Here is a 22720-nt window from a genome sequence, read left to right as displayed (position 1 = left end):
GTTGTCGGGTGAACTTCGATGCGTACGCGCGCACCGCCGTCGAGCTGGTCAACGCCGGCCTCACGGACCTCGAGCAGGCGAAGGGCCTCTTCGGCGACGAGCTCGGCTGGATGGCCGCCGAGGTCACCGAGAAGGATCTCACCGTCCTGCGCCGCGCCCAGCGCCGCCTGCGCGACGTCTTCGAACACGGCACCGGCGGCCGCGACCACGACGCGGTGGCCGAGCTCAACCTGCTCCTGGCGGCCTACCCCGTCCAGCCCCGCATCTCCGGCCATGACACCTCCGACTGGCACATGCACGTCACCGGCCGAGGCGCCTCCGTCAGCGCCGAATACCTCGCCGGCGCGGTCTGGGGCCTCTCCGTCTGGCTCTGCGAATACGGCAGCGCCCGCTTCGGCATCTGCGCCGACGACCGCTGCGGCAACGTCTACCTCGACACCTCCTCCAACAACTGCCGCCGCTTCTGCTCCGAACGCTGCGCGACGCGCTCGCACGTGGCCGCCCACCGAGCCCGCAAGCGCGCTGCCACCCTCACCCCGGCCTGACCCGGGTTATCCACAACGGCGCTCTGTCCACAGGCCTCTCCCCCGGCGCACGCCTTTTCCGCCACACTGATCCAGGGTGGCTTCCCCCTGGGAGGGCGGGCTTGCGGCCGGCGGACGCGCGGTCGCTACAGGGTCACCCCGAAGAGCGCGATTTCCCAGGTACGCGCGGCACGTCACCGCAACGCCCGGGCTCGACCGGCGGCATTATTTCGAGTTGCCGGCGGCCGCGATGCACGCTCAGCCGCGAGATCGGTCGTCACTCGCGGCCGGCCAGCACCCGAAGCCAGTGGCACGTGGCGCGCGAGACGATCTACCAGGCCTCGACGTCCAGGCCGCGTCAGCCTGCGCCGGGATCTGGCCGCCGCTCTGCGCAGCGGCTGGGCCGTGCGACGCCCGCACCGCGAACCGGGACGACGCTCGCAACGCTTCTCCAGCCCCATAGGCATGATCAGTGACCGGCCGGGCACGGATGACCCTCGGCTGGGAAACCCTCACCGAGGGCGGGCTTGCGGCCGGCGGACGCGCGGTCGCTGCGGGGGTCACCCCGAAGAGCGAATTCCCCAGGTACGGGCGGCACGTCACCGCAACGCCCGGGGCTCGACTGGCGGCCGCCGCGCGTGTGCCGTCCCGGCCCGATCACGCGGCCGCCGCCCGGGTCGGTGGTCACTCCCGCCCTGAGTCACGGGCTCGACCGCTGAGGTTCCACAGCACGGCATAGATCAGCAGGCCCACCGCGACGCCCGACATGCCACCCGTCACCACCTGACGCATCGCGGCCGCCGAGTGAACAGCCTCGGAGATGCCGATATCGCGCCACACCATCTTCAGGGCCACGCCGGCCAGGCCCGCGAGCACCACCAGGGTCGATGCCCACAAGCGCCCGGCTGTCCCGAGCGTGGTGCGTGACGGGACGGGACGACGGGGAGTGCGGCGGAGCCAGTTTCCCAGCCAGGCGGCGATGACCAGCGCTCCGGCGAGGGTGCTGCCCCACCAGAGTGCCTCGGTGACCGCCGGCGAATCCGGCAGAGGCGACCATGTGACGGAGCCGTTCTCGTGGACGAGCGCGTCCCACAACAGGTGGGTCAGCACTCCTATTACCGCGGAGACGACGACCCACGCCGTCTGCGCGGCCGGGGACCAGCGGAAGTCGTCCGCGACCTCGGACAAGCGCCCCGCTGCCGACTCCGGCAGCAAGGCGAGGAGGGGTCGCTTGAGCACCTGATGGAACAGCACGAGCAGGAGCAGCGTGATGACGGTCCCGGCCACCAGCCCGGTGCCGAGCTGGTGGGTGTAGGTCAGGTTGAAGTCGCTGTACGGTCCCCAGTCGGCCGACGTGGCCTGCGGCAGCAGATAGGGCAGGTCCGGAGCCAGCGCCCCGGCGACCAGGGCCGACGCACGAACGGGCGGCGGCTGAGCACCAGGATCGCGGCGGGATGGCTGAGAGTGAAGGGCATCAGGCGGCTCCGGGTCGCGGTCGATCGTGGTCAGGAGCCTACTGAGCTGGGGCGATGGACCGCGGGCGGTCAGGCGTGCGTGGTCGCCGGGGTGTTGGTGCCGGCCGGGGTCAGGTGGCGGCGGGCGAACTCCAGGGACTCGCGAAGATCACGTTCGCGGACGTCGCGGCTTGTCACCTTACGAGTGGAGACTTCCAGAGCGACCGAGCCCGTGAAGCCGCGGCCCGCGAGGGAGCGGAGCAGCTCGGCGCACGGCTGGTTGCCGCGGCCCGGGACCAGGTGCTCGTCGCGGCCCTCGCCGCTGCCGTCGCCGAGGTGGACGTGCTTGAGGCCGGCGCCCATCCGGTCGGCCAGGGCCAGGGCGTCGGTGCGGGCGGCGGAGCAGTGGGAGAGGTCCAGCGTGTACGCGTCGAAGCCGGTCTCGGTCGGGTCCCAGCCGGGCTGGTAGGGGACGAAGGTGCGGCCGGCCATGCGTACCGGGAACATGTTCTCGATCGCGAAGGTGATGTCCGGGTGCTTGGCCTGCACCTTGGCCAGCCCGGGGACGAAATTGCGGGCATAGTCGCGCTGCCAGGTGAAGGGCGGGTGCACGACGACGGTCGGGGCGCCCAGGGTCTCGGCGAGCTCGGCCGCCTTGGCGAGGCGCTCCCAGGGGTCGGGGCTCCACACCCGCTGGGTCACGAGCAGGCACGGGGCGTGCACCGAGAGGACCGGCACGCCGTAGTGCTGGGACAGCCCCTGCAGGGCGCCGGCGTCCTGGCTCACGGCGTCGGTCCACACCATGACCTCGACGCCGTCGTAGCCGACCGCGGCCGCCATTTCGAACGCGGCCGCGGTCGGCTCGGGGAAGACCGAGGAGCTGGACAGGAGTACCGGGACACTCGAGCTCACGCCTCAAGGGTAGTCCGGCCGCACACCGCTGCCAGTCGCGTCCGCCGTGAAAGGAGCAACCGCCGCGAAAGGAGCAACCGCCGCCGTGGACAGGAAGGCCGTGGACAGGAAGCAGGCCGGGGAGAACAGCTCGCGAGCGGCCCGCCGCCGGGTGACTTCACGGGTACGCGCGTACGCTGTCGCAGGTGAGTCGCCGTACCCAGGTCCGCATCGTCATGGACGACGCGGCCGCCGCCCGTGCCCGCGAGGTCGAGCTCGACTTCCCCCGCGAGTGGATCGAGTTCACCGATCCGGCCGACGACCAGCATGTCGTCCGGGCCGACCTGACGTGGTTGCTGTCCCGCTGGACCTGCGTCTTCGGCTCGGCCTGCCACGGCATCATCGCCGGGCGCGCGCAGGAGGGCTGCTGCTCGCACGGGGCGTTCTTCACCGACGCCGACGACGAGAACAGGACGAAGGCCGCCGCGGCGAAGCTGACGCCGGAGAATTGGCAGCACTATCGCAAGGGTTTCAAGAACTACACGGAGCTGGACACGATCGACGGGTCGAAGCCGGCCCGGCGGACGGCCACCCAGGCGGGTGACGGCCCGTGCGTGTTCCTCAACGACGCCGACTTCGCCGGGGGCGGCGGCTGCGCTCTGCACGCCCAGGCGTTGCGCGACGGCGTGCACCCGCTGACGTACAAGCCGGATGTGTGCTGGCAGTTGCCCGTACGCCGGGAGCAGGACTGGACGAAGCGGCCGGACGGCACGAAGTATCTGCTCTCCACGCTGACCGAGTTCGATCGGCGCGGCTGGGGGCCGGGCGGGCACGACCTCGACTGGTGGTGCACCTCGTCGCCGGACGCGCACGTGGGCACCGAGCCGATGTACAAGTCCTACGGTCCGGAGCTCATCGCCCTCATCGGGCAGGACGCCTACGACGAGCTGGCCCGCCTCTGCGACCAGCGGCTCGCCCTCGGCATCGTCGCCGTGCACCCGGCGACGGCCGCGGCGATGCCGCCGCGGCAGCAGGGCGGCCGTGAACCGGCCACCCCGCCGCAGGAGTGAGCGGGCCGATCAGGGCTCGAACTTGTAGCCCAGACCCCGCACGGTCACGATGTAGCGCGGCGCCGACGGCTCGGGCTCGACCTTCGAGCGCAGCCGCTTGACGTGCACGTCCAGCGTCTTGGTGTCGCCCACATAGTCGGCGCCCCAGACCCGGTCGATCAGCTGGCCGCGGGTGAGCACCCGGCCGGCGTTGCGCAGCAGCAGCTCGAGCAGCTCGAACTCCTTGAGCGGCAGCTGCACGCCGCTGCCGTCCACGGTGACGACGTGGCGCTCGACGTCCATCCGGACCGGCCCGGCGGCCAGGGTGGGGGTGGTGACCTCGGGGGCCTCCGCGCCCTGGCGGCGCAGCACGGCCCGGATCCGCGCGACGAGCTCGCGCGGCGAGTAGGGCTTGGTGACGTAGTCGTCGGCACCGATCTCGAGGCCGACGACCTTGTCGATCTCACTGTCGCGGGCCGTCACCATGATGATGGGGACGGCGGAGCGCTGCCGCAGCTGCCGGCACACCTCGGTGCCGGACATCTCGGGCAGCATGAGGTCGAGCAGGACGATGTCGGCACCGGTCCGGTCGAACTGGGTCAGCGCCGAGGTGCCGGTCGCTGCGACCGAGACCTCGAAGCCCTCCTTGCGGAGCATGTACGACAGGGCGTCGGAGAACGACTCCTCATCCTCGACCACGAGCACGCGAGCCAATGGAGGCTTCCTTTCCTGGTCCGCCGGCCGTCAGGCCGAGGGAAGTCCGGCCGCGCCGGACTCGATCTCAATCGCGGCCGGTAACGGCAGCGGGGTTTCCGGGGGTCGCGCCGGTAGGCGCAAGGTGAACGTCGAGCCACCGCCGAGCTTGCTGGACACCTCGACGCGGCCGCCGTGGTTGGTGGCGATGTGCTTGACGATGGCGAGGCCGAGGCCGGTGCCGCCGGTGGAGCGGGATCGCGCCTGGTCGGCCCGGTAGAACCGCTCGAAGATGCGGTCGACGTCGTGCGGGGCGATGCCGATGCCCTGGTCGGTCACGTCGATCTCGATGAAGTCGTCGTCCTGGCGCATGGTCAGGGACACCCGCGTGTCCTCGCCCGAGTACGCGATGGCGTTCTCCACGAGGTTGGTCACCGCGGTGGCGATCTGGCTGTCGCTGCCGTAGACCGTCGCGCCCTTGGGCCCGGCGTAGGAGACCTCGATGTTCTTCGCCGAGGACGTGGTGCGGGTGCGGTCGATGACCTCGGCGATGACCCAGTCGAGGGCGACCGGCTCGGGGGTGGGCAGCGGCTCGGCGCCCTGCAGGCGGGTCAGCTCGAGCAGCTCGTTGACGAGCCGGCCCATCCGGGCGGACTCGTGGTGGATGCGGTCGGCGAAGCGCCGGGCGGCGATCAGGTCCTCGGACTGCTCGCCGAGCTCGGCGGAGGGCAGCTCGGTGGCGTCGAGCAGCGCCTCGGCCAGCAGCTGCAGGGCGCCGATCGGGGTCTTGAGCTCATGGCTCACGTTGGCCACGAAGTCGCGCCGCACCCGGGCCAGCCGGTGCGACTCGGTCACGTCGGCCGCCTCGACGGCCACGTGGGTCGAGTTCAGCGCCACCGCCCGCAGGTGCAGGCCGAGCGGCGCGCTGGCGCTGCCGGCCCGGCCGCGGGGCAGATCAAGTTCCACTTCCCGGCGTACGCCGGTGCGCCGCACCTGGCCCGCGAGCGTGCGCAGGATGGGGTGCGCCGCGATCGTGCCGGGCGCCCCACCGGAGCGCAGCAGGCCCATCGCCCGGGCGGCCGGGTTGACCAGGACGGGCTCGTCGTCGCCGTCGAGGACGACCACGCCGACCCGCAGTGAGTCCAGGCTCTTGCGACCGAGGCCCTTGAGCCCGGTCTTGCCCGGCCCCTCGTCCGTGTCGATCTTGCGACCCCCCTCGCTCGGTCCGGCCGCGGAGGGGCCGGACGAGATGCCAGCTCCGGACGACCGGCGACGGGACACCAGGAACCCCGCCACCACGCCGACGGCGAGGCCGATGAGGAGGAGAAGGATGCCGGTCACCGTGTCCACGCAGCGATCGTAGGGTCATTGTTTACCTGGACCCTAAGGCTAAACGGACATATCCGGCGCGCTTCGAGGAATGTTCATCACTCGGTCCGGCGTCGTTCACCGGCGTTCACGCCGAGGCCGCCGGGCACTCCTACCGTAGCCCTGGCAAGCTTGCTCATCACGGCTGCCGGCGAGAAGGTGCGGCGGCCCTACCAACCCGGGACGTAATCATGCGCGAAGGATTTCAGGCGGACCTCGACGAGGTCAGCCGCCTGCTGGTGACCATGGCGGAGGCCGTCCGTGCCGCGCTGCGCAAGGCGACGAGCGCCCTGCTGACCGCCGACCGGGAAGCCGCCGAGGGGGTGCTCGCCCGCGACGCCGAGGTCGACGAGATCTACAGCCAGGTCGAGCTGAAGGTCGCCGACACCATTGCCCGCCAGGCCCCGGTGGCCTCCGACCTGCGGATGGTCATCACCGCCCTGCACATCTCCGCCGACATCGAGCGCATGGGCGACCTCGCCGAGCACGTCGCCAAGACGGCCCTGCGCCGCCACCCGTCGCCGGCCGTCCCGGCCGAGCTGCGCCCGGTCTTCCAGCAGATGGCCGAGGTCGCCGACCGGATGGCCGACAAAATGATCACCGTCCTGGCCAACCCCAGCGCCGAGCTCGCCGCGGAGCTGGAGAAGGACGACGACGCCATGGACGACCTCGAGCGCGATCTCTTCAAGATCATGCTCGCGGACGACTGGCCCTACGGCGCCGAGACCGCCATCGACGGCGCCCTGCTCGGCCGCTTCTACGAGCGCTACGCCGACCACGCCGTCAACTCCGGCGAGCAGATGATCTACCTGATCACGGGCACGCCGGTCGACCTGCAGGACTGAGCCGCACGCACTTCTCAGGGGTGAGGAGAAGGCCGGGATGCCACGGGGGCATCCCGGCCTTTTCGCCGACTCGCCCAGCCCGCCCTCCGTGGTTTCAGAGGGGCGTTGCACCAGCGTCTTGGTCGAGGAGTTCAACCAGGCGTTCGGCGGGGGTTCCCAGCCGAGGGTGATCCGTGGCCGGCCGTTGAGTTCGGCGGCCGCGGCAGCGAGGTGTTCAGGGCTGGGGAGCAGGGCGTCTCGCACGCAGCCACGACCCGGCCGGGCGGCCGGTGGATGACCGCCCGGTGTGGATGACGTCGTGGGTCAGCGGCCCTGGTTGGCGACCGCGGCGGCGGCTTCCTTGGCCGTTTCGGGGTCGAGGTAGGCGCCGCCGGGGGTGGTGGGGGTGAGGTTGTCGTCGAGGTCGTAGCGCAGCGGGATGCCCGTGGGGACGTTCAGCTTGGCGATGGCCTCGTCGGAGATCTGGTCCAGGTGCTTGATGATGGCGCGCAGCGAGTTGCCGTGGGCGGCGACGAGGACCGTCTTGCCGGCGCGCAGGTCCGGGACGATCTGGTCGTACCAGTAGGGCAGGGCGCGCAGCAGGACGTCCTTGAGGCACTCGGAGCGCGGCTTCAGCTCCGGCGGCAGGGCGGCGTAGCGCGCGTCGGTGAACTGGGAGTATTCGTCGTTGTCGTCGATCGGGGGCGGCGGGACGTCGTAGGACCGGCGCCAGAGCATGAACTGCTCCTCGCCGAACTCCTCGAGGGTCTGCTTCTTGTCCTTGCCCTGCAGGGCACCGTAGTGGCGCTCGTTGAGGCGCCAGTGCCGCTTGACCGGGATCCAGTGCCGGTCGGCGGTGTGCAGGGCGATCTCGCTGGTGCGGATCGCGCGGCGCAGCACGCTGGTGTGCACGACGTCGGGCAGCAGCCCGTGCTCCTTCAGCAGCTCACCGCCGCGCCGGGCCTCTGTCTCCCCCTTGGCGTTGAGGTCGACGTCGACCCAGCCGGTGAAGAGGTTCTTGGCGTTCCACTCGCTCTCGCCGTGGCGCAGCAGCACAAGGGTCCCAGTCATGACCCCATCCTGCCCCAGCCCGGGCCCGGACGTCCGCCGACCCCGCGGCCCGGACCACACCGTGGAAAGGCGGCCGCGAGGGTGGCGTCCGACACGTTGACATCCCGATGCGCCGCGCCCGGGCGGTCCCCTAGGTTGTAAGTGCGGCGGACATGATCAGTGCTTACACATGGGGGCGGAAGCGTGCGCGGGTGGTTGCGGGAGGCGGCGGGCGGTCTGCCCCGGCAGTTCTGGTTCCTCTGGGGCGGCACGCTGATCAATCGGCTGGGCTCGTTCGTCCTCATCTACCTGGCGATCTATCTGACCCAGGACGTCGGCCTGAGCACCAGCAAGGCCGGCCTGGTGATCGGCGCGTGGGGCGTCGGCGGCGGCCTGGGCACGCTGGCCGGCGGGGTGCTCTCGGACCGCTGGGGGCGCCGGCCGACCATGCTGACCGCGCAGTTCGGGGCGGCGGCGCTGATGCTGACGCTCGGCTTCGCGCACGGCTTCTGGCAGCTGCTGGTCTGCACGCTGCTGCTGGGCATGTTCGCCGAGGGGGTCCGCCCGGCCTTCCAGGCGATGATGATCGACGTGGTGCCCGACCGCGACCGGGTCCGGGCGTTCTCGCTGAACTACTGGGCGGTCAACCTCGGGTTCGCCGCCTCGGCCGTGCTCGCGGGCGTCGCCGCGCAGGCCGACTATCTGCTGCTCTTCGTGATCGACGCGGGCACGACGCTGGTCACCGCCGTCGTGACCCTGGTCTTCCTGCGTGAGACGCGGCCTGCCGTACGCGCCCGGAAGGCCCGGAGAAACGGCCCGGGCCTCGGTACGGTCTTCCGCGACCGCGTGTTCGTCAGCTTCCTGGCGCTGAACTTCCTCATCGTCCTGGTCGTCATGCAGCACCAGACGACGCTGCCCATCGCGATGGCCGAGGACGGCCTCGGCGCGGCGACCTTCGGCTGGGTGATCGCGGTCAACGGGCTGATGATCGTCGCCGGGCAGCTGTTCGTCCCGAAGCTCATCGAGGGCTACGACCGGTCGCGCGTGCTGGCGCTGGCGACGCTGATCCTCGGGATCGGCTTCGGTCTCAACGCCTTCGCGGGCGGCTCGGTGGGCTTCTACGTCTTCACGGTGGTCGTGTGGACCTTGGGCGAGATGCTGCAGAGCCCGTCCAACTCGGCGCTGGTCGCGGAGCTGTCCCCGTCGCTGCTGCGCGGCCGCTACCAGGGCGTCAGCTCGCTGTCGTGGTCGGCGGGCGGTGCGCTCGCCCCGGTCGTGGGCGGGTTCGCCCAGGAGCACGCGGGCAGCACGGTGCTCTGGCTGTCGTGCGCGGTGCTCGGCGTGATCGTGGCGGCCGGCCAGCTGATCTCCGGCCCGGCCCGCGAGCGAAGAGCGTCCGAGCTGCGCGTGTCCCCGACGCTCACCAAGTCGCCGACGTCGACCGAGACACGGCACGACGAGGACGTCACGCCACCGACAGCTCCGCGGCGGCCAGCGCGCTGAGGTCGATGTTCGGCAGCAGCCGCCCCTGAGCCTCGGAGCCGATCTTCACCAGCGGGCCCCGCTGCAGCAGCGCGCCCGGGTCGCCGGTGTCCTCGCGGTCGCTCTCCTCCCAGACCGAGTCCTCGATCGCGTGCAGGGCCGGCACGACGAAGCCGAGCAGCTCGCCGCTGGGCGCGTCGATCAGCAGCACCCGCGCGGTCGCCGGATCGGGCGCGTCGTGGATGCCGAGCAGCGCCGGCAGCGAGAGCAGCGGCACGGACAGCTTGCGGTGGGTGAAGACGCCGAGCAGCGCACCCCCGCTGTCCAGCCCGATCGCGTGCTGCGGATAGGGCAGGATCTCGGTGATCTGCGCCAGCGGCGTCGCCGCCTCCATCCCCACGCTGTAGGTCAGGAACTTGCGCACGCTGGGCACGACCCGCCGGCCCTCCGGCCCGGTGACCTTCTCCCGGGAGGCGGCGGCCACCGACGCGGGCGGTGGGGCAGACCCCGCCAGAGGTACGCCCAGACTGCCGAGCGTGTCCAGCTCGGCGTCCGCCCGCAACGCCTCCCCGTCGAGCAACAGGTGCTGGTCACCTTCCGCGGTCCGGAGCACGCCGGTGAGGAACCCGTCCTTGCGCATGCCGACGGGAGGCAACGGCAGAACCTCCCCCACCGGTACGGACGTGATGTCCGCGATGTCCGACACGGTCAGCACCACGAGGCCCCGGGGCATGGCGATCACGAGCCCGCGCAGGTTCCCGTCGTCCGGCACCGAGCCCAGCCCGAGCAGCTTCAACGGGTCGACGGCCGGCACCGCCTTGTCGTGCAGGTGCACCACGCCCCGGCAGGTGACCCCGTCCAGCGGCGACGGGTGGAGGGTGAGTTGCGGGATCACCGAGTAGACGTGGCCGACGTCGATGCACAGTCCGATCGGGCCGCAACGCAACAGGAGGACCGTACGCCGGGAATTGTCCTTGGTGTTCTCCCCCGCGCCGGTGATCGCCGTGCGGCTGACGGTGTCGCGCACGACTGGTACGCCCGGCAGCTCGGTGATCGCGTGGGCGTCGAGCAGCGACACCACCTCGCCGTCCTCGGGGCGCTCGAACGTGTGCGAGAACAGCGCCGGCCGGCCGCCGGCGACCGTGGTCTGCTGCAGCGCCTCCCGCGGGATCTTCGCGACGCCCTCGATCTCCTCGGCCAGCAGCCCGAACATCTGCTCGCCCTGGCCGAGGCCGACGATGACGATGACCTTGCCGTTCCGGTCGTCGTCGTTCGCGTAGCCCGCGAGCCGGCACAGGTCGAGCACCGGGATGACGATGTGGCGCAGGTTGACCGCCCCGAGCAGCCCTTCGGCCGTGGTGGGCAGCTTGCTGAAGCTCGGCGGCCGCATGATGACCTCACGCAGCTCGTCGAGCGGCAGCGCCACCCGCACGTGCCCGGTGTGGAAGACCCCGTAGAGCGCTTCGGTGCTCACCGGGCGCTGCCGCCCTCCGGCGCCATGGCGGCGTCGGTGCCGATGAGGTCGTTGATCAGCTGGTTGACCGAGCGGGACGCGGACTGCTGGAGCTGGGTCGAGTCGGCGATGCGCTTGATCGACTCGCTGGTCGACGCGACGCTCTTGAGGATCTGCCCGAAGGCCGCCTGGGCCCGGTGCGAGACGGTCGACCCCTGCCCGACCCGCTGCGCCGACTCGTGGATCAGCGTGGTGATCTCGCGGGCCGCCTCGCTCGAGCGCTCGGCCAGCTTGCGCACCTCGCCCGCCACGACCGAGAAGCCGACGCCGTGCTCACCGGCCCGCGCCGCCTCGATCGAGGCGTTGAAGGCGAGCAGGTTGGTCTGGCTGGCGATCTCGCCGATGACGTTGACGATAGCCGCGATCTGGTCCGACGACTTCTCGATCAGGTCGATCGCCTCGATGGACTTGCGCAGCTCCTCGTAGCCCTCCTGGGCGTTCTGCTGGGTCTCGCCGGCCAGGCTGCTGGCCTGCTGGGCGCTCACCACGATCTCGTCGATCGACCCGGTCAGCGAGTTGATCGAGTCGCTCATCTCCCGGGTCTTCTTGGAGAGCAGCTGCTCCAGCTGGACCTGGTCGGTGATGTCGTGGGCGTACTTGACGACCTTGAAGGGCCGGCCCTGCATGTCGAAGATCGGGTTGTACGTGGCCTGGATCCACACGTCGCGTCCGAACTTGCCGATCCGGTGGAACCGGCCGGTGAGGTACTCGCCCTTGCGCAGCCGCAGCCAGAAGTCCCTGTACTCGGCCGACGTCACGTAGTCGCCGGAGCAGAGCATGCTGTGGTGCTGGCCGATCAGCTCGCGGGCGGAGTAGCCGACCGTACGCTGGAAGTTCTCGTTCACCGAGAGGATGGTGCCCTCGAGGTCGAACTCGATGACCGCCTGCGCCCGGTTGATGGCCTGGTCCTTGCCCTCGTACTCGGCGTTGCGCAGCTTGGCGGCGGTGATGTCGGAGGCGTACTTGACGACCTTGTAGGGCCGCCCGTCCAGATCGAGGATCGGGTTGTAGGTCGCCTGCAGATAGATCTCCCGGCCGCCCTTGGCCACCCGCTTGTACTCCCCGGCGTCGAACTCGCCGCGGGACAGCTTCTCCCAGAAGGCGAGATAATCGGTGCTGCTCGCCTCCTCCTTGGTGACGAACATGCGGTGGTGCTGGCCCTTGACCTCCTCCAGCGGATAGCCGACGGCGTCGAGGAAGTTGCGGTTGGCGCTGAGCACCCGGCCCTGCAGGTCGAACTCCACGACCGCCTGCGCCCGGCCGATCGCGGACACCTTGCCCTCGTACTCGGCGTTGCGCAGCTTGCCCTCGGTGACGTCGGTGGCGTACTTGACGACCTTGAACGGCCGGCCGTCCATGTCGAAGATCGGGTTGTAGGAGGCGAGCAGCCACACCTCCTTGCCGCCCTTGCCGATCCGCTTGTACTCGCCGGACTCGTACTCGCCGCGGCTCAGGCGCTCCCAGAAGCGCGCGTACTCGGGGCTCCGGGCCGCCTCCGCCTCCATGAAGATGCGGTGGTGCTGGCCGCGTACCTCGTCGAGCTTGTACCCCACGACCTCGAGGAAATTGTCATTGGCGTCGAGGATCCGGCCGTCGAGGTCGAACTCCACGACCGCCTGCGCCCGGCCGATCGCGGTGACCTTGCCGACGTACTCGGCGCTGCGCGACTTGGCCTCGGTGATCTCGGTGGCGTACTTGACGATCTTGTACGGCCGGCCGTCCAGGTCGAAGATCGGGTTGTACGTGGCCTGCAGCCAGATCTCCCGGCCACCCTTCGCCACGCGCTTGTACTCGCCGGACTCGTACTCGCCGCGGGACAGCGCCTGCCAGAAGTTGCGGTACTGGGCGCCGCGCGCCTCGTTCTCCTCCACGAACATCCGGTGGTGCTGCCCGATCACCTCGTCGAGCGTGTAGCCCATCGTGTTGAGGAAGTTCTGGTTGGCGTTGAGGATCAGGCCCGACAGGTCGAACTCGATGACCGCCTGCGACCGGCCGATGGCGTTGACCTTGCCCTCGTACTCGGCGTTGCGCAGCTTGGTCTCGGTGACGTCCATCGCGTACTTGACGATCTTGTACGGCCGGCCGTCCAGGTTGAAGATCGGGTTGTACGTGGCCCGGATCCACACCTCGCGCCCGCCCCGCCCGAGCCGCTTGAACTCGCCGGTCTCGGCCTCGCCGACGCGCAGCCGCTCCCAGAACTGGGCGTACTCCTGGCTCTCGGCGTAGCGCTCCTCGCACAGGATCCGGTGGTGCTGGCCGACCAGGTCGCCGAGGGCGTAGCCCATCAGCTCCAGGAAGTTCTCGTTGGCCGAGAGGATGACGCCCTCGAGGTCGAACTCGATCACGGCCTGCGAGCGGTCGATGGCCGCGTACTTGCCCTTGAGCTCGGTGACCTGCCGCCGGTCCTCGGTGATGTTGTAGCCGGTCACCAGGACGACGTAGCCCTCGGCCGCGTCGGTCGGAACGGGCCCGCAGTTGAGCCGCAGCCACTTGTGCCGGTCGGCGCTGTCGATGATCTCGACGACCTGCTCGAGGTACTCGCCACCGCGGGCGGCATCCAGCAACCGGTCGATCGCCGCGGCGGAGGTGTTCCAGATCTCACTCAGCCGCTTCCCGATCACGTCGGCCTTGTCCCGGCCGATCAGGTCGAAGAAGCGTTCGTTCGCCGAGAGCACGTTGCCCGTACGGGCATTGACCGTCGCGAGGATCCGCTCGTGCAGCAGCAGCTCCAGCGAGGCCCGGGCCAGTGCGGGTTCCATCTCGAACGAGCTGGCGGGCTGGGCCATACGAATCCTCCGGCTGTCGTTCGGGCCTTCAGACCCCCTGTTCGGCCGGTTCCGTCACTTCCTGAGCCAGCCTTGAGGTTCGCCCGGAATTGGCCTTCCGGGCGAGTTCGCCCTCATCCGTGAGGCCGAAGTTGCCGCCTGTGACGGTTCAGACAGATGGCAGACAGGCAAGTGGCTTGTAAGGCTTGACTACCCCAACTAGCGTGGTCGATGGACGCCGAGCCGTCAGTTCGGGGAACGGGTGGGCCCCCTCGCGGGGCCGCCGCGGACCGGCGTCCGGGGACGGGTGGCATCAGCCGTTGGGGGACGGCGCGACCCGAGACCGGCGGTTCAGGCGGGCGACGCCTATGGGGATGGGTGTCGTCCGCCGCCGCCGGTGCCAATCACCCTTCTTTCCCGGGCCGGCCCGGCCACCAGGTGCAGCACGGCTCCGGCCAGGCCCACTCCGGCGACGATCAGCCAGTGGCCCGCGCCGAAGGCCTGCAGCCCGGCGCCGCCGAGGGCCGGGGCCAGGAAGGACGCCGCGGGGAAGGTCAGGAAGAAGACCGCCTGATAGCGCCCGCGCAGCTCGGCCGGGGCCAGCTCCGAGTTGATCTCGGCGTTGGGCGGGGCGGCGAGCATCGAGCCCACCGTCCAGACCGCCGCCGCCACGAGATAGAGGACGGCGCCGTCGGCCCAGGTCACGAGCGCGAAGCCGGCCGCCATGACGGCGAGCGCCGCGGCGAGCACCCGGTCCTTGCGCCGGCCGTCGATCAGTCTCGGCACGAGGAGCTGCCCGACCGCGATCATCGTGCCGCTCAGGGCGGTGACCAGGCCGTACACCCTCGGGTCGAGCCCGTCCGCGGCGATGGCCAGCGGGATGATCGTGTTCGTCTGGCTGTAGAGCAGCGCCTGCAGCAGGGTCAGGCCGACGAAGACGAGGAAGATCCGGTCGGTGAGCGGGACGCTCAACCCCTTCGCCATCGGTGCCCGCGCCGGGCGCCGGGTTTCCCGCACCTTCCACAGCAGGAGGAGGGCGGTCACCAGCGTCGAGCCGGCGTCCAGCAGGAACATGCCGGAATAGCTCCAGCTCGCCAGCAGCCCGGCGAGCAGCGACGCCCCGGCCAGCCCCAGGTTGAACGCCCAGAACTGCAGGTTGAACGCGCGCGACCGGAGCTCGGGCGGCACCACGTCGATGATCGCCGCCACGAACGCGGGCTGCGGCGCGGCGTGGACGACGCCGAGCAGCAGTGTCAGGCCCGCGATGACCGGCAGGCTGGTGGTCAGCGCCAGGGCCACCAGCAGGGCCGCCGCACCGAAGTGGGCGGCGAGCAGCGTCGGGCGGCGGCCCCACCGGTCGGTGAGGACGCCGCCCAGCAGCGTGCCGCCCACGCCCCCGATGCCGTACGCGCCGGCGATCAACCCGGCGAGCGCGGGACTCGCCCCGCGCTGCGCCGTGAGATAGAGGGACAGGAACAGGACCGCGAACCCGCCGAGCCGGTTGATCAGCAGCCCGGTCCACAGGTACCAGTACGTGGCGGGTAGGGCCGCCTCCTTATTGATAACTACCCTTACAGTCCTACCGGTCCCAGATCCAGTTGTCGCGGTGATAGAGGTCACGCAGCCCGAGTCGCCGCATGTTGTCCAGCGACGGGTTGTTCGTGCCCTCCGCCGGCAGTCCCGTCTCGGTGAAGATCCAGGGGCACCCGAGCTCTCGCGCCTTGGCGGCCCGGACGCCGATCAGGGCCGACTGAGCACCGCGGCCACGGAAGCCGGGATGGGTGGCGCCGGTGTTCAGCGAGGCCACGCCGTCGTGGACGTACAGGTTTCCCGCCCCGACGAGTCGATCGCCGTCCCAGGCGCCGAAGGGGTGGAAGCCGGGATCGTCGAACGACCCGATCAACATCTCGGTCAGGGGGCCGAGCGGCATCCCGAACGCTCCCAGCACCAGCTCCGCCCAGGCCCGGGCGTGCTCGGCGGTCGCCGGGCCGACCCGCAGGCCGGTCGGTGCCGTTCCCACCTCCTCGGGCCGGGCGCCGAGCTTGACCCAGGTGGCGCCGCGCCGCAGCCCGTGCCGCCGGGCGATCTCGTCCCAGTCCGCCGGCAGCAGCGCCGGCGCGATCTGGATCACCGCGCGGTCGTTGCCGTGCTCCCGGTAGTGCTCGACCAGCTCGCCGACGAGCTTGTCGGTGACCGGTTCGGTGACGCCGAAGCCGAGCGCCTTGCTCCAGTAGCCGGTGGGATCGTGCCGCATGGCCAGGGCGACGCCCCCGCCGAGGCGCCGGGTGGTGATTCCCAGCTCCGCCGCGGCGCTCGCCGGGGTGCCGGACTCGTAGGCTTCCATGAACCCGGCCTCGATGCTCTCGCACGGGCCGGTGAGGTGATCGGCAGAAATGCTCATGCCGTCACGATGCGGCGGCGCCGGAAAAGGTTCGCTCGCGCTGATGAAAAATTCGCAGCCGGCTCATCCGGCCGCCCGAGACGGTGTGCATCCAGACGATCGTGGGCGGGCAATGCTCCGGGTCGTCCGGCGGATTCACCGCCTCGGCCTCCCAGATCAGCAGCCCGGGCGCTGCGGCGACACCGGTCACGAACTGCCGGACGCCGTCCGACAGGTCCCGGTCCATGATCTCCACCAGGGGCGCGACGCCGCTGCGGCGCTTGCCGGTGGGCCAGAAGCTCTCGACCGCCGGGGCGTAGAACTCCCGGAAGGCCCGGCTGCCGCGGCCCGCCCGGATCTCCCCGAAGAACTGCTCCGCCTCGGTGCGCCGGGCCGCGCGCTGCCCGGCGTGGTCGTCGTGCGTGGTGTCGGCGGTCGCGGTCAGGGCCTCGGCCAGCTTGGCCCGGGCCTGGCTCAGCCGGCTGCGGACGGTGCCGACGGGCAGGCCGCAGATCGCCGCTATGTCGTCGTAGCGGGTGACGCCGGTGAAGTGGCGCAGCAGCACGACCTCGCGCAGGGCCGGGCTCAACCGGCCCACGGCCTGCCACACCCAGTCGCCGAGCGCGAGCCGGTCCAGCTGCTCCTCGGGCCCGGGACGGCCGTCCGGCAGCGGCGGAAGCTCGGCGGGCACCGGCGACGGGCGGCGCAGCTGGGCGCGGCAGACGTTGCGGGTGACGGCCTTGAGCCACGGGCCGGCGGCGGCGTTGTCGCGCAGGTCACCTATGCGGCGTACGGCGATCAGGGCGGCTTCCTGCACCGCGTCCTCGGCGTCGTGGGGGCGGCCGAGCAGGCTCAGCGCGACGGCGTACATGGCCGGGCGGTGCCGGGCCAGCAGCAGGCCCAGCGCGGAGATGTCGCCGGCCTGGGCGTCGCGCGCGAGGACCGCGTCCACGTCAGACCGCTTCTCCGCCTTCGTCGCCTTTGTCCCCCGCCGCCGGATCGGCGAAGTGGGCGAAGGCCTGGAGGTTGGCCAGGGACTCGCCCCGCTTGGCCCGCCACTCCCACTCGCGCCGGATCGCCGTGCCGAAGCCGATCTCCAGCAGCTGGTCGAAGGACTCGTCGGCATAGGTGAGCACCGAGCCGAGCAGCCGGTCGAGCTCGTCCTCGTCGAGCCCGGCGAGGCGGACCCGGCCCGTGAGATAGATGTCGCCGGCCGTGTCGATCGAGAACGCGACCCCGTACATACGGGCGTTGCGCCGCAGCAGCCAGGCCCACACGTCCTCACGGCGCTCGTCGGGGTGGCGCATGACGAACGCCTCGACGCGCAGGGCGTGCTCGCCGACGATGAGGTTGCAGGCGGTCTTGAGCTTGTGCGTGCCCGGCAGCGTGACGACCCACGACGAGTCGCCGGTCGCCTCGCACGGCAGCTCGCGCTCCGCGCACACCCGCTCGATCAGGGCGCCGATCTCCGTCACCATGAGTACGATCCTGCCAGCCGGGAGGCGATGAGAGCCCGATGCTCCGCGACCGCCTCGGTGTAGACGGCCAGCAGACTGTCGGCCGTCCGGTCCCAGGAGAAGTTCGCGGCGTGCCGGACAGCGCCCTGCGCGAGCCGCAGCCGGCGTCCCGGATCGTCGAGCAGGCACCCGAGCGCCCGCGCCCACCGCGCCGGGTCGTGCCCGTCGACCAGCAGGCCGCTCACCCCGTCGGTGACCGCCGTGACCAGCCCGCCGACCGCCGCCGCGACCACCGGGGTGCCGCACGCCTGCGCCTCGACCGCGACCAGGCCGAACGACTCGTTGTGCGAGGGCACCGCGACCAGATCCGCGGCCCGGTAGAGCGCCGGGAGCGCCCCGCCGGTCTGCGGGGGCAGGAACCGCACCTTCTCCGAGACGCCGAGCGAGGCGGCCAGCTCGATCAGGGACGTGGGCCGGTCGAGCCCGCTGCCGCTCGGACCGCCGCAGATGACGACCGTGACGTCCGCGTCGCGCAGGGGCTCGGCGGCCAGCGCGCGGATCAGCACGTCGGGGCCCTTGAGCGGCTGGATGCGGCCGACGAAGGCGACGATCTGCCCGTGCTCGGGGAGGCCGAGGCGGCGGCGGTCCTGCCGCTTGTCGCCCCGAGGCTGGAACCGGCCGAGATCCACCCCGGGCTGGACCACCGTCAGGCGGGTGGGGTCGGCGTCGTAGCAGGTGACGAGGTCCTGCGCCTCGAAGCGGGTGTTGGCCACGAGCCGGTCCGACTCGGCGATCACCTGCTCCTCGCCGATGACGCGGGCCTTGGGCTCGGGCCGGTCGCCCGCGGCGATGAACCTGTTCTTCACCTTGGCCAGAGTGTGCGCGGTGTGCACGTGCGGCACGCCCCAGCGCTCCCGGGCCAGCCAGCCGACCTGACCGGACATCCAGTAGTGGGAGTGGATCACGTCGTACCAGCCCGGCGGGTGGACGGCCTCCGCGCGCAGCACGCCGTTGGTGAAGGCGCACAGCTGCGAAGGCAGCTCCTCCTTCGACAGGCCCTCGAACGGCCCCGCGGTGACATGCCGCACGGTGACTCCGGGCGCCATCTCGACGCACGGCGGCAGCTCGCTCGATGTGGCCCGGGTGAAGATCTCGACCTCGACCCCGCGCTCGGCCAGCCGCTTGGAGACCTCGACGATGTAGACATTCATGCCGCCGGCGTCGCCCGTGCCCGGTTGCTCCAGCGGGGAGGTGTGCACCGAGAGGGTGGCGAGACGCCGCGGAGTGGGCCAGCGGAGCTCTGCCACCTGATGATCCCTTCGCTGCCGGCAAAAACGTAACGTGCAACTTTTACGCCGTCGTTCATCTTCCCCGTCGAACGGTTCCGAATCCCCATCCGGAGCCGCCGGGGTGACTCACGTCATGAGGCAGGATTCAGGGCATGGTGCAGAAGAGGATCGCCGTGGTCACGGGCGCGTCGAGCGGAATCGGGGCGGCCACCGCGCGGCGCCTGGTCACAGAGGGTTTCCACGTGATTGCGGCCGCTCGGCGTACGGATCGGCTCGAAGCCTTCGTCAAGGAAGTGGGCGCTTCGAGTGCCACCGCCGTCGCGTGTGATGTGACGTCCGACTCATCGGTGGCTTCGCTGGCCGTCGCCATCGACGGTCCGGTCTCGTTGCTGGTCAACAACGCGGGCGGCGCCCGTGGGATGGACCCGGTGGCGAGCGGATCGGTCGCCGACTGGCAGTGGATGTACGACGTCAATGTCCTCGGCACCCTGCGCGTCACCCAGGCCCTGCTCCCGGCGCTCGAGGCGAGCGGCGCGGGCACGGTGATCACGGTCGGGTCGACGGCCGCGTTCACGGCCTACGAGGGCGGCGGCGGTTATGTGGCCGCCAAGCACGGCCAGACCGCCCTGGTCGGCACGCTGCGGCTCGAGCTCGCGGGCAAGCCGGTCCGGGTCGTCGAGATCGACCCCGGCATGGTGCACACCGAGGAGTTCTCCCTCAACCGCTTCGGCGACCAGGCCAAGGCCGACGCCGTCTACGCGGGCGTCGCCGAGCCGCTGGTCGCCGACGACATCGCGGACTGCATCGCCTGGGCCGCCACCCGCCCCCAGCACGTCAACATCGACCGGCTCGTGGTCCGCCCGATCGCCCAGGCGGCCCAGCACAAGGTCATCCGCTCCGCATGAGACCGGTCGGCTCGATCACACGCGGCACCACGAACCCCAACCGCCTGCGACGAGTCGACAACTACATCGCGTACCGCTGCGGCGACCTTCTGCGATCGTCCGACCGGCCGCTGGTCGTGGACCTGGGCTACGGCGCGACGCCGATCACGGCGATCGAGCTGCGGTCCCGGCTCGCGGCCGCGGTCCGGTCCGACATCGCGGTGGCCGGCCTCGAGATCGATCCCGTACGGGTGGCAGCCGCGCAGCCCCACGCCGACCCGCCGCTGCTCACCTTCCACCGGGGCGGCTTCGAGCTGGCCGGCCTCGCCCCGGACGTGGTCCGCGCCTTCAACGTCCTCCGCCAGTACGACGAAACCTCCGTCGCCGACGCCTGGCGCACCATGACGGCGACCGGCGCCCTGCTGATCGAGGGCACGTGCGACGAACTGGGCCGCATCGCCACGTGGGCAGTCGTGACACCGTCGGGCCCATCGTCACTCACCCTGTCGGCCCGCCTCGCGGCGCTCGACCACCCCGCGACCTTCGCGGAGCGGCTGCCCAAGGCGCTGATCCACCACAACGTGCCCGGGTCACGAGTGTACGAGCTGCTCACGACGCTGGGCGCGGCCTGGGACGCGAGCGCGACGCCCTTCGGGGTGCGCCAGCGGTGGCTCGCCACGGTCGACCGCTTCCGCGCGTCATGGCCGGTGCTGGACGGCCCGGCCCGCTGGCGCCGCGGCGAGCTGACGGTGCCCTGGTCCTCGGTGGAGTGAAGGCCAGGGCGCCTGGCTCTACTTGAGGGTCACGTTGAAGATCGGGTCGGCGGCCAGCTGCTTGAAGGCGGCCAGGCTGGCGGGGGAGCTGTTGACCGAGATGTCGCGGTCGCCCTCGTCGTCGCTGGCGGTGTCGAAGTAGACGATGGCCTTGACCTTGGGGTGGGCCTTGAGCTCGGGGAGGACCGAGGCGAAGGCGGCCGACTTGTCGGTGACCACGGCGCGGCGGTGGTACATGCCCCACTCGGCGACCATGATGGGCTTGGCCGGGTGGGTGGTGGTGGCCCAGTCGTACCAGCCGAGGCCGCCGCCGGTGGGCCGCCGGTCGAGGATGTCGCCCATGTCGCCGTAGTGGTAGTAGCCCTTCTCGACGCTGACGTAGGAGTCGAGGCCGATCCAGTCGACGACGTCGTCGCCCGGGTAGAGGTCCTTCCACCAGGACTGGGCCATCCACTTCTCGTTGCCCATGTAGGCGAGGACGTTCACCGCGTTGGTCACGCCGTTGGCGCGCAGGCGGGTGATGACGTGGCGGTACATGGCCGCGTAGTCCTTGGCGGTCATGCCGGAGCCGGCCGTCGCGTCGACGTCGTTCTCGGGCTCGTGGTGCAGGGCGAGGAAGAACTTCTGCGTGCCGTAGTTCTTCTTCACGTACGCGGACCAGGTGTCGATGCGCTTGTCCTGCTCGCCGGCGGCGACCTTGGCCCAGGTCGAGTTGTACGCGACCTTCCAGTTGAGGAGCAGCACCCGGGGCCTGGCCGGGTCCTGGGTCATCGCGATCTCGGCCTTGGTCGGGAACTGCTCATCACCCTTGTGGTACGTGTGGTAGATCGCCGCCGTCCGGCCGGTGAGCGTCTCCCAGTCCTTGAGCGCCTGGTCACGCGGCGTGTCGGTGAAGCCGCCCGCCGCCGCGCCCCACAGCACGCCACAGGTCGGCACCAGCAGCGCGCCCGTCGTGCAAGCCGCCGGCGCCGAAGTGGTCGGCGCCGACGAGGGAGAAGAAGAAGGCGCAGTGGTGGGGGCCTTGGTCGGCGTCGATGAGGGAGAAGAAGGCGCGGAGGTGGGCGCCTTGGTGGGCGCGGTGGTAGGAGCCGACGAGGGCGACGAAGAAGGCGCCTTGGTGGGGACGGCGCGGCGGACGGTCAGGCGCAACTCGGGCCCGCCGGACTTCGCGTCCCCGTACTCCAGCGCCCGGATGCGCGTCACCGCCGACGTCGACGCCGACTTGAGCGCGAACGCGTACGTCCCGCCCTTCGTCACGACCTTCGACAGATCGAACGTCAGCGCGGTGTCACTGGCCTTCGGCTTGATCGAGCCGACGGCTTTGCCCAGCGCCGGCGCGTTCGCCGCGGTGATCGTCTTCTGGGTCCAGGCGCCCGGCACGGCGTAGAGGGTCAGCGCCGACTCGGCCGGCTTGCTGTCCAGCGGCAGGCGCAGCTCGGCCCCCGTCACCGTGGCGCCGGCGGCGAGCTTCGGCGCGAACTTCACATAGGACAGCCGCGTCTCCCCCGACTCCTTGCCGACGACGAGCTTGTCGGCCGAGCCGAAGTTGACGGTCTTGCGCGTGCTCGACGTGTACGCGTCGTCGCTGCTCGCCACGCTCACGGTCTCGGACGTCGTGGCCGCGTGGGCCGTACCGGTGAGGGTCAACCCCGCGCCGGCCGCGACGACACCCGTCAGCGCGACTCCGATCTTCCCCCGCTTGCCCCTCACCCGATTCTCCCCGCATGTCAGTGGATTGCTGTCTGACATTCAGGTTCTTGAGCGGCGGGTGCGACGGCGGAGCACGTTGAGGTGCACTTGAGGTGCCGCCACGGAAAGGGCGCGGGAGACGGAAGGCACGGATGGTGCGAAGACAACAGAACGCCGCCGGGTAAAGACCCGGCGGCGTTCGGAGAAGAGAGCGGAAAGCTATTCGGAAAGGACCAGCCGCAGCGCGTCGAGCAGCAGGTCGGAGGTGAACGGCTTCTTCACCAGCAGGGCGTCCTCGGTGATCAGGCCCTTGGTCACCGCGATGTCCTTGGGCAGCCCCGAGATGTAGATGATGCCCAGGTCCGGCCGCAGGTCGGCGGCCCCGCGGGCGAGGTCGCCCCCGGAGACGCCGGGCAGACCGAGATCGGTGACCAGCACGTCGATCGGGCCGGCGTGGTCCCGGCACAGGCCCACGGCCTCCTCGGCGTCGCCGGCCACCAGGGTCGAGAAGCCCCGGCGTTCCAGCATCCGCCGCATGATGTCCCGCAGGTCCTCCTCGTCGTCGACGACGAGGACTGTCGGGCGTTCCGCCTGCGCTGCCTCCGGCATGAGTCCCTCCCCCGGCGGTATGACGT

At 70.9% G+C, this 22720-nt stretch carries 20 protein-coding genes; 6 read left to right on the top strand and 14 right to left on the bottom strand.

From position 1 onward, the window contains the following. Nucleotides 1-8: 8 nt before the first annotated feature. A complete protein-coding gene (locus RAN62_RS13340; protein WP_305784911.1) occupies nt 9-545 on the top strand; it encodes a CGNR zinc finger domain-containing protein in 537 nt (178 codons plus the stop codon). 663 nt (nt 546-1208) lie between these two features. Here RAN62_RS13340 and RAN62_RS13335 read toward each other — a convergent pair. After that, nucleotides 1209-2024, bottom strand: coding sequence for a DUF4184 family protein (locus RAN62_RS13335; RefSeq protein ID WP_305785281.1), 816 nt, complete (start codon nt 2022-2024; stop codon nt 1209-1211). A 44-nt stretch (nt 2025-2068) separates the two neighbouring features. Continuing rightward, on the bottom strand, nt 2069-2890 hold the full coding sequence (locus RAN62_RS13330) for a sugar phosphate isomerase/epimerase family protein (protein WP_305784910.1): 822 nt from the start codon (nt 2888-2890) through the stop codon (nt 2069-2071). A 215-nt stretch (nt 2891-3105) separates the two neighbouring features. On the opposite strand from RAN62_RS13330, the gene RAN62_RS13325 reads away from it, so the two are divergent. Next, the gene (locus RAN62_RS13325) at nt 3106-3939 is read left to right on the top strand and encodes a DUF3109 family protein (RefSeq protein ID WP_438874507.1); all 834 of its coding nucleotides are present in this window, start codon (nt 3106-3108) and stop codon (nt 3937-3939) included. A gap of 9 nt (nt 3940-3948) precedes the next feature. Here the strand turns inward: RAN62_RS13325 and RAN62_RS13320 are convergent, their stop codons facing one another. Further along, on the bottom strand, nt 3949-4632 hold the full coding sequence (locus tag RAN62_RS13320; protein WP_305784908.1) for a response regulator: 684 nt from the start codon (nt 4630-4632) through the stop codon (nt 3949-3951). Between the two features lie 30 nt (nt 4633-4662). Further along, nucleotides 4663-5952, bottom strand: a complete 1290-nt coding sequence (locus RAN62_RS13315; protein ID WP_305785280.1) for a sensor histidine kinase — start codon at nt 5950-5952, stop codon at nt 4663-4665. A gap of 218 nt (nt 5953-6170) precedes the next feature. Between RAN62_RS13315 and phoU the strand changes: the two genes are divergently transcribed. Next, the gene (gene phoU / locus RAN62_RS13310) at nt 6171-6824 is read left to right on the top strand and encodes a phosphate signaling complex protein PhoU (protein ID WP_305784907.1); all 654 of its coding nucleotides are present in this window, start codon (nt 6171-6173) and stop codon (nt 6822-6824) included. A 303-nt stretch (nt 6825-7127) separates the two neighbouring features. Here phoU and RAN62_RS13305 read toward each other — a convergent pair whose 3' ends face one another. Then, a complete protein-coding gene (locus tag RAN62_RS13305) occupies nt 7128-7874 on the bottom strand; it encodes a phosphoglyceromutase (RefSeq protein WP_305784906.1) in 747 nt (248 codons plus the stop codon). Between the two features lie 183 nt (nt 7875-8057). On the opposite strand from RAN62_RS13305, the gene RAN62_RS13300 reads away from it, so the two are divergent. Beyond that, nucleotides 8058-9356: an MDR family MFS transporter gene (locus RAN62_RS13300; protein ID WP_305784905.1), complete on the top strand. Its 1299-nt coding sequence runs from the start codon at nt 8058-8060 to the stop codon at nt 9354-9356. Here RAN62_RS13300 and RAN62_RS13295 read toward each other — a convergent pair. From RAN62_RS13295 to mshA, 7 genes are all read right to left on the bottom strand, one after another. Beyond that, nucleotides 9319-10809, bottom strand: a complete 1491-nt coding sequence (locus RAN62_RS13295; RefSeq protein WP_305784904.1) for a chemotaxis protein CheW — start codon at nt 10807-10809, stop codon at nt 9319-9321. The genes RAN62_RS13300 and RAN62_RS13295 overlap by 38 nt on opposite strands. Further along, nucleotides 10806-13634 carry a methyl-accepting chemotaxis protein gene (locus RAN62_RS13290; RefSeq protein ID WP_305784903.1) on the bottom strand — a complete coding sequence of 943 codons (2829 nt, stop codon included), beginning with the start codon at nt 13632-13634 and terminating at the stop codon, nt 10806-10808. Before RAN62_RS13290 ends, RAN62_RS13295 begins: the two co-directional genes overlap by 4 nt. A 345-nt stretch (nt 13635-13979) precedes the next feature. Beyond that, the gene (locus RAN62_RS13285; RefSeq protein WP_369077165.1) at nt 13980-15233 is read right to left on the bottom strand and encodes an MFS transporter; all 1254 of its coding nucleotides are present in this window, start codon (nt 15231-15233) and stop codon (nt 13980-13982) included. Beyond that, nucleotides 15193-16014 (bottom strand): GNAT family N-acetyltransferase, encoded by an 822-nt coding sequence (locus RAN62_RS13280; RefSeq protein WP_305784902.1) that lies wholly within the window; start codon nt 16012-16014, stop codon nt 15193-15195. Before RAN62_RS13280 ends, RAN62_RS13285 begins: the two co-directional genes overlap by 41 nt. 4 nt (nt 16015-16018) lie before the next feature. After that, the gene (locus RAN62_RS13275; RefSeq protein ID WP_305784901.1) at nt 16019-16945 is read right to left on the bottom strand and encodes an RNA polymerase sigma factor; all 927 of its coding nucleotides are present in this window, start codon (nt 16943-16945) and stop codon (nt 16019-16021) included. A 1-nt stretch (nt 16946) separates the two neighbouring features. Then, nucleotides 16947-17471, bottom strand: a complete 525-nt coding sequence (locus RAN62_RS13270; RefSeq protein ID WP_305784900.1) for a type III secretion system chaperone family protein — start codon at nt 17469-17471, stop codon at nt 16947-16949. After that, nucleotides 17465-18757, bottom strand: coding sequence for a D-inositol-3-phosphate glycosyltransferase (mshA, locus tag RAN62_RS13265; RefSeq protein WP_305784899.1), 1293 nt, complete (start codon nt 18755-18757; stop codon nt 17465-17467). Before mshA ends, RAN62_RS13270 begins: the two co-directional genes overlap by 7 nt. 134 nt (nt 18758-18891) lie before the next feature. Between mshA and RAN62_RS13260 the strand changes: the two genes are divergently transcribed. Both RAN62_RS13260 and RAN62_RS13255 read left to right on the top strand, forming a co-directional pair. Then, the gene (locus RAN62_RS13260; RefSeq protein WP_305784898.1) at nt 18892-19644 is read left to right on the top strand and encodes an SDR family NAD(P)-dependent oxidoreductase; all 753 of its coding nucleotides are present in this window, start codon (nt 18892-18894) and stop codon (nt 19642-19644) included. Continuing rightward, entirely contained in the window at nt 19641-20396 is a 756-nt protein-coding gene (locus RAN62_RS13255) for a class I SAM-dependent methyltransferase (RefSeq protein WP_305784897.1), read from the top strand. Before RAN62_RS13260 ends, RAN62_RS13255 begins: the two co-directional genes overlap by 4 nt. An 18-nt stretch (nt 20397-20414) precedes the next feature. Here RAN62_RS13255 and RAN62_RS13250 read toward each other — a convergent pair whose 3' ends face one another. Together RAN62_RS13250 and RAN62_RS13245 are read right to left on the bottom strand one after the other, a co-directional pair. Then, entirely contained in the window at nt 20415-22106 is a 1692-nt protein-coding gene (locus tag RAN62_RS13250) for a CBM96 family carbohydrate-binding protein (protein WP_305784896.1), read from the bottom strand. A 198-nt stretch (nt 22107-22304) separates the two neighbouring features. Then, on the bottom strand, nt 22305-22694 hold the full coding sequence (locus RAN62_RS13245) for a response regulator (RefSeq protein WP_305784895.1): 390 nt from the start codon (nt 22692-22694) through the stop codon (nt 22305-22307). Nucleotides 22695-22720: the final 26 nt, after the last annotated feature.

Origin of the sequence: Symbioplanes lichenis (assembly GCF_030709675.1) — a bacterium.
In the GTDB taxonomy this organism is placed as follows: domain Bacteria; phylum Actinomycetota; class Actinomycetes; order Mycobacteriales; family Micromonosporaceae; genus Actinoplanes; species Actinoplanes lichenis.
This window is presented reverse-complemented; position numbering and strand designations above follow the sequence as displayed.

What these genes read in the sequence shown, in the direction of transcription:
- RAN62_RS13325 (WP_438874507.1), top strand. Translation starts at nt 3,106, where the DNA reads ATGGACGACGCGGCCGCCGCCCGTGCCCGCGAGGTCGAGCTCGACTTC.
- phoU (WP_305784907.1), top strand. Translation starts at nt 6,171, where the DNA reads ATGCGCGAAGGATTTCAGGCGGACCTCGACGAGGTCAGCCGCCTGCTG.
- RAN62_RS13305 (WP_305784906.1), bottom strand. Translation starts at nt 7,874, where the DNA reads ATGACTGGGACCCTTGTGCTGCTGCGCCACGGCGAGAGCGAGTGGAAC.
- RAN62_RS13290 (WP_305784903.1), bottom strand. Translation starts at nt 13,634, where the DNA reads ATGGCCCAGCCCGCCAGCTCGTTCGAGATGGAACCCGCACTGGCCCGG.
- RAN62_RS13280 (WP_305784902.1), bottom strand. Translation starts at nt 16,014, where the DNA reads ATGAGCATTTCTGCCGATCACCTCACCGGCCCGTGCGAGAGCATCGAG.
- RAN62_RS13270 (WP_305784900.1), bottom strand. Translation starts at nt 17,471, where the DNA reads ATGGTGACGGAGATCGGCGCCCTGATCGAGCGGGTGTGCGCGGAGCGC.
- RAN62_RS13260 (WP_305784898.1), top strand. Translation starts at nt 18,892, where the DNA reads ATGGTGCAGAAGAGGATCGCCGTGGTCACGGGCGCGTCGAGCGGAATC.
- RAN62_RS13255 (WP_305784897.1), top strand. Translation starts at nt 19,641, where the DNA reads ATGAGACCGGTCGGCTCGATCACACGCGGCACCACGAACCCCAACCGC.
- RAN62_RS13245 (WP_305784895.1), bottom strand. Translation starts at nt 22,694, where the DNA reads ATGCCGGAGGCAGCGCAGGCGGAACGCCCGACAGTCCTCGTCGTCGAC.